Origin of the sequence: Daejeonella sp. (genome assembly GCF_037719425.1) — a bacterium.
In the GTDB taxonomy this organism is placed as follows: domain Bacteria; phylum Bacteroidota; class Bacteroidia; order Sphingobacteriales; family Sphingobacteriaceae; genus Daejeonella.
Window position 1 is genome coordinate 1 of the sequence record NZ_JBBJNI010000020.1, and the last position, 6,748, is coordinate 6,748.

At 41.5% G+C, this 6,748-nt stretch carries 5 protein-coding genes; all 5 read left to right on the forward strand.

Annotation, left to right across the window (positions count from 1 at the left end):
* Positions 1-2,759: SusC/RagA family TonB-linked outer membrane protein (locus tag WKF69_RS04450; RefSeq protein WP_340379820.1), on the forward strand; the 2,759-nt coding region annotated here is incomplete at its 5' end.
* 22 nt (positions 2,760-2,781) lie between these two features.
* The gene (locus WKF69_RS04455) at positions 2,782-4,482 is read left to right on the forward strand and encodes a RagB/SusD family nutrient uptake outer membrane protein (protein ID WP_340379822.1); all 1,701 of its coding nucleotides are present in this window, start codon (positions 2,782-2,784) and stop codon (positions 4,480-4,482) included.
* Positions 4,483-4,804: 322 nt separating this feature from the next.
* Positions 4,805-5,080: a hypothetical protein gene (locus tag WKF69_RS04460; protein WP_340379824.1), complete on the forward strand. Its 276-nt coding sequence runs from the start codon at positions 4,805-4,807 to the stop codon at positions 5,078-5,080.
* 102 nt (positions 5,081-5,182) lie between these two features.
* Complete coding sequence (locus WKF69_RS04465) at positions 5,183-5,845, forward strand: DUF2461 domain-containing protein (protein WP_340379826.1); 663 nt, start codon at positions 5,183-5,185, stop codon at positions 5,843-5,845.
* Positions 5,846-5,859: 14 nt separating this feature from the next.
* Entirely contained in the window at positions 5,860-6,699 is an 840-nt protein-coding gene (locus tag WKF69_RS04470) for a flagellar motor protein MotB (RefSeq protein ID WP_340379828.1), read from the forward strand.
* Positions 6,700-6,748 lie beyond the last annotated feature (49 nt).

Genomic DNA, 6,748 nt, shown 5'->3' on the forward strand with positions numbered 1-6,748 from the left:
TGGGTAATGAAAATAGTCCGGGAGGAGGCGTAATGGTTCGGGTGCGTGGTTTTGGTACTATTAACGATAACTCGCCCTTGTTTGTGATTGATGGGGTACCAACCAAGGGTAATCTGAATACGTTGAACCCCAGTGATATTGAGTCTATGCAAATTTTAAAGGATGCGTCATCGGCCTCGATTTATGGAGCCAGAGCTGGCAACGGCGTGGTAATTATTACAACTAAGAAAGGCAAGAATGGCGAACCTAAGATTACATTCGACTCTTATTATGGTACCCAGCAGCGCGGAAAAGTGCTCGACTTGTTAAATACCAATGAATTGGCTCAGCTTACCTGGGAAAGCGAAAGGAATGCGGGCAATCTTAAAAATGGCAACCCTTCTAATCCACAGTATGGTAATGGCGCACAGCCGGTAATTCCTGATTTTATTTTTCCTACAGGGGTATCTGCCAATGATCCACTGGTAAATCCAGCAAATTATACGAGCAATATTGACGACCCGAATTTTAACAAAACCAAGTTTTTAATTACCAAAGCCAATAAAGAAGGCACACGTTGGATGGAAGAAATTTTCAATCCGGCGCCGATGCAGAATTATCAACTGGGCGCAACCGGCGGCACCGACAAAGGTGCATATGCTTTTTCGGTTAATTATTTAAACCAGGAAGGTATTCTTAAATATACTTCATATAAACGTTACTCAATACGTGCCAACACGGAGTTTAAGGTAAAAAACCGGATACGTATTGGAGAAAATATGCAGATCGCTTCAGGGCAGCGGGTTGGTCAGGTATCGGGTAATAATAGCGAAAGTAACCCAATTTCGATGGCTTACCGGATGCAGCCAATAATTCCGGTTTATGACATACAGGGCAATTTTGCCGGTACGAAAGGTGGTGGTCTGGGCAATGCACGTAACCCGGTTGCGCTGCTTGAACGTGGAAAGGATAATATAGGTGAGGAAATTCGATTGTTTGGAAATGCTTTCGCGGAAGTAGATATAATAAAAAACCTTGTCGCCCGCACCAGCTTTGGAGTGGATTATAATTTATTTAATATCAGAAGCTTCACTGTACGCGACATCGAATCAGCAGAGGCAGCTCAGACGAATAGTTTGAATACTAATAACTCTTATGGACGTGACTGGACCTGGTCTAATACCCTAACGTATAATACTACGATCAAAGAAAGGCACCGGCTAAATGTTTTGGGTGGTACCGAATCTATAAAAGCTTATGGAGAAAATTTCTTCGGGAGTCGTAGTGGTTTTATTGTAAATGATCTCAGTTTCCGTTATTTAAATGCAGGTGTGCTGGCTCCAGCTAACGGAGGGGGTGCATTTGACTGGCGTTTGTTTTCTTATTTCGGTAAGGTAAACTATGCTTACAATGATAGATACCTTCTGGAAGGAACTGTTAGACAGGATGCCTCATCACGATTTGCTCCGAAATTCAGGAATGCGGTTTTCCCTGCACTAAGTGTCGGATGGCGTATCAGTGAGGAAAGCTTTATGGACGGTATAACTTTTATTGATGATCTTAAATTACGTGCTGGATGGGGACAAACCGGTAATCAGGAGATCGGAAACTATAATTTTGCCTCTACTTTCCAATCTAATCCCGACCAATCTAATTATGATATTAACGGTACACGTAATTCAGTAGTTATCGGCTACGACCGTGGCCAATTTGGTAATACCAATGCTAAATGGGAAACCACCAGTAGTACCAACATTGGTTTTGATGCCGCCTTATTAGGAGGACGTTTTGATGTCATTTTTGATTGGTATACCCGCTCTACTACCGATATGCTATTCCCTGTGGAAGTTCCGCTTACCCAGGGGATAGCTACTAACCCCTTTGTAAACATTGGAGAGATGAATAATAAGGGGATAGATGTAGGTCTTAATTACAATGGAACTGCATTCTCTGATAAGCTTAAGTTTAGCATCGGAACGAACTTTTCTACCTATCGGAACAATGTGGTGAAAACCAACGGAGACCCTAACACAATTTACACAGGATTTGGATTACGTATACCTGCAGTAACAGCTACCAGGCAAGGCAGTCCTCTTTCATCTTTTTACGGCTATACTATTGATGGTATTTTTCAGTCGGATAGTGAAGGGGCCGCCCATGCGAAGCAACGTAATGGTATTGATAATGTAGCCGGTCGTTTTAAGTTCAGGGATTTGAATAGTGATGGAATAATCAATGCTGCTGATCAGGACTTTATTGGTAGTCCTCATCCCGATTATACTTACGGGCTGAACCTGAATGCTTCGTTTAAAAATTTCACATTTACAGCATTTGGACAAGGCGTCCAGGGCGTCCAGCTATTTAATTACACTCGCTACTGGACAGATTTTCAAACTTTCCAAGGTAATAGGAGTACGCGCATGCTCTACGAATCATGGACTCCTGGCAAAACTGACGCAAAATTACCGAAGTTGCGTTCCGGTGATGCAGCCAGTAGCGTACCATCTAATTACTTCCTGGAGAATGGCTCCTATCTCCGCATTAAAAACATTCAGTTAGGATACAATCTGCCTTTAAAATTGATTTCCAGGGGCGGTATGAGTTCTGCTCATGTTTATATTCAGGGACAAAACCTATTTACTTTTACTAAGTATACTGGTCTCGATCCTGAAATTAATTTGAGAGGCTATGGGGATGGTAACGACCGTCAAATAGGTGTTGATGAGGGTGCTTATCCATCAGCTAAGAATTTGCTGTTTGGCGTTAACATTAGTTTTTAATAAAATTTAAATAGTAGAAAAGATGAACAAGAAAATATTTAGCCTTGCGGCATTTTTAACTGCAAGTTTATTCATGGCCTGTGGTGATGAATTTTTGACTACCAAACCGAAAGGGGTACTCAACCAGAAAGATTTAGAAAGTAGACAGGGAGTTGACGCCTTGCTCATCGCAGCGTATTCGTTGTTGGATGGCGTGGGTTCAGGCAATACAGCATGGCACAGCGCTATTACTAACTGGGTATATGGAGCTGTTGCGGCCGATGATACCTATAAGGGTACTGATGCCGGTGATCAACCCGAAATTACATTTATTGAAACCTATAACTGGCTACCTACCAATACACATTTTAGAGGTAAGTGGCGTCATACTTATGATGGTGTAGCACGTTGCAATGATGTTTTGCAGGTGATGGCCAATGCGAAAGACATGACAGCTGCAGAAAAGGCGCAGGTCACTGCTGAAGCTCGTTTTTTACGTGGCCATTATCATTTTGAGGCAAAAAAAATGTGGAATAAAGTACCTTATATTGATGAAAAAATGTACGATCCAAGTAATCCTGAAAGCACTAAAGTTTCTAATAAAGAAGACATTTGGCCAAAGATAGAAGCTGATTTTAAAGCCGCTTATGATGTACTGCCGGTAAATCAGACTCAGAAAGGCAGGGCTACTAAATTTGCAGCTGGCGCTTATCTGGCAAAAGCCTATATGTTTCAGCGGAAATTTGCACAAGCCAAGCCGCTTCTGGACGAGATAATAGCGAGTAATAAATACACCTTGGCTCCTCTAATCTTCGACAATTTCAATGCTGCTACTAATAATAACGGCGAATCAATTTTTGAAGTGCAGATGTCGGTAAACGATGGTTCACCAGGTGGAATTAATGGCAATAATGGTAACATTTTGAACTACCCTTATACCGGGCCATGGAATTGCTGTGGTTTCGAGCAGCCTTCCCAAAATCTGGTAAATGCTTTCCAAACTCAAAATGGTTTACCTTTACTTGATACCTATAATAATGTTGATGTAAAGAACGATGAAGGTTTAAGTGCCGCTGATCCTTTCACGCCTCATACAGGTCCGCTTGATCCACGATTAGATCATACTGTTGGTCGCAGAGGGATTCCTTATCTGGATCATGGCTTCCATACAGGCAAACCATGGGTGCGCGATCAGGCTTACGCAGGTCCATATTCTCCTAAAAAGGCAGTTTGGTCGAAAGGCTTTTCCCACGCTACTAACAGAAATAATTCAAATAATTATCGCTTGCTACGGCTGGGCCATGTAATATTATGGCGAGCGGAAGTAGCTGTCGAGGAAAATGATCTCGAAAAAGCTCGAACCCTAATAAATCAAATTCGAACAAGGGCAGCAAATCCAGCAGGATTTGTGAAGATGTCCGATGGAAGTCAGGCTGCTAATTATGTAATAAGTACGTATTCAAGCCCATTTGCTTCACAGGTTATTGCACGTAATGCTGTTCAATTTGAAACCAGGCTTGAATTTGGAATGGAAGGTCACCGATTCTTCGATCTGGTACGTTGGGGTATAGCAGATCAAGTGCTGAACGAGTATGTTGCAAAAGAAAAGACAAAGCGAACATATTTAAACGGTGCTACATTTAAAAAAGGCTTAAATGAATATTATCCTATCCCGCAGGCCGAAATAATTAACAGTACTGTGGCAGGAGCCAATACCCTGACCCAGAATCCAGGTTATAATTGAGTTTGTAAAGGACTTACATTTGTAAAGATCCTGAGCAAAATTATATGTTAAATAGCTGAATAATGAATTTGCATGGCAAATTGTTATTCAGCTATTTGCTTTTAATGGTTTGTATACATCTTTCCCTGATTTCTTCAATGCCGAGGTTAAGACATATGTGATTGAAGGCCAAAATATTTGGAAATTTACTGATAATAATTTTCGATATAATCGGAGTTCACCTTGCTTTTTGCTCTTCAACTGATAGTTCAGGCGGAAAGAATCGATAAGGTCATGTCATTTGCATAATCATTTATTCTTCTATAAACCCTATCTTTGTACAATGAAAGGTATCACGGGCGCCCTTATGCTTTTTATATTCGTATCTATTTGCCTGGATTCTTTCGATGTTCAAGCCCAATGTGCTATGTGCACTTTAAATGCCGATAATTCAACGCAAAACGGCAACACAGAAGGTAACGGCCTTAACGATGGAATCCTATATTTACTTGCAGCACCCTACATTGCTGTTACTGTTGTTGGCTTCATTTGGTATAAGAAATACAGGCGTAAAAATGTTGCTGTGCATATGAAGAGCGGGAAGATAAACCTTAATTAAGTTGAGAGTTGAGAGTGGAAAGTTGAGAGTATCTTTCGGGCGAAGTAAAACTGATTTTCGTCCAGAACCTAATAGCTAACGCCTAACACCTATTTCCTACAAATGATCAAACCCGCGACATTCACTTTTCTCAAAGACGTAGCGAAGAATAACAACAGGGAATGGTTTCAGGAAAATAAGGCCAGACACGATGAGGCCCGCAGCAATGTCCTTGAATTTGTAGGTGAGCTGATCACTGGACTGTCGAAAATAGATAAAACGGTCTCTGCTGATCTCGATCCAAAAACCTGCGTTATGCGGATATATCGTGATGTCAGGTTTAGCCTGAATAAAACTCCTTATAAGAATAATTTCGGCGCGGGAATTTCTCAGCAGGGAAAGAACTTTAACGGCCCTGGTTATTATTTACATATTCATCCTGAAGAATCTTTCGTCGCGGGCGGATGCTGGATGCCTGAAGCAGAAATGTTAAAGGCAATCCGGCAGGAAATTGATTATAGCGGAAATGATTTTCGTGATATTGTGACCGCTCCTGACTTTAAGAAATATTTCGGCGAACCCGATCAGGAATATAAACTAAAAACAATGCCCAAGGGTTATTCGGCAGATCATCCGGATATTGAATACCTTAAACTGAAAAGCTTCACTTTTACCCATAGCCTGGATCCGAAGGAACTTAGCCGCCCTGATGCAGCAAAAACTGTTCTTGCAGGATTTGAAAAACTTCATCCTTTTATGATCTTTTTAAGAAACGCCATATCCTAATTCGCTTAAATATCATGAGAAAAATAACCATTCCGATCCTCTTTATTGTACTGATAACTGCATTTGCATCTTGCGTAGTTATATCTCCTAAAAAGTATAATGCATTGCTTGCTCAAAAGGATTCGCTTTCGCTCGGCTGGGAGGGCGCAAGAACTAAAATTGCATCGCTTGAAGACGAAATCGCCAGCCTTAAATCAGATACAGCTTCACTGAATTCCCGTATTGCCGGGCTTGAAGGTAAGGTTCAGGGTTTGGATGATAATCTGAATTCGTTGCGTTCAAACAGCTCAACAGAAATAAGTAAGCTTTCATCAGATCTCCAGAAACGCGAGGCAAGGCTAAAAGAAGTAGAAGAAATCCTCCGAAAGAGAGATGAGGCGACTAACGCGCTAAAGAATAAACTTCAAAAGGCTTTGTTAGGATTTCAACAGAGCGGCTTATCTGTTGATATAAGAAACGGCAAAGTGTATGTTTCATTGACAGATAAGTTACTTTTCAGCAGCGGAAGTATCGTTATTGATGAAAAAGGTAAGCTTGCCCTGCAGGAACTGGCTAAGGTTTTAAAGACACAGCCTGAGATCAATATCTCTGTGGAAGGACATACAGATAATCAGCGCGTGGTTAATCTTGGACAGATAAAAGATAACTGGGATCTGAGTGTTCTCCGGGCAACGTCAGTTGTCAGGTTTTTAACTGAAGGCGAAAAGATTGAGAACAGCCGTATAACTGCTACCGGCAAAGGTGAGTTTCAACCATTGGAGGCCGGCTCTACTCCCGAGATCAGAAGCAGAAACAGGCGTATAGAGATCGTTCTTTCGCCGAAACTGGATGAATTGTATAATTTGATTAAATGATGGGAGTTAAAATCTATGCCAGCGGTTGAAAATGCGGCCCCGTGGCCGC

Coding starts and splice junctions, on each gene's coding strand:
- WKF69_RS04455 (WP_340379822.1), top strand. CDS start 2,782: ATGAACAAGAAAATATTTAGCCTTGCGGCATTTTTAACTGCAAGTTTA.
- WKF69_RS04465 (WP_340379826.1), top strand. CDS start 5,183: ATGATCAAACCCGCGACATTCACTTTTCTCAAAGACGTAGCGAAGAAT.
- WKF69_RS04470 (WP_340379828.1), top strand. CDS start 5,860: ATGAGAAAAATAACCATTCCGATCCTCTTTATTGTACTGATAACTGCA.
- WKF69_RS04460 (WP_340379824.1), top strand. CDS start 4,805: ATGAAAGGTATCACGGGCGCCCTTATGCTTTTTATATTCGTATCTATT.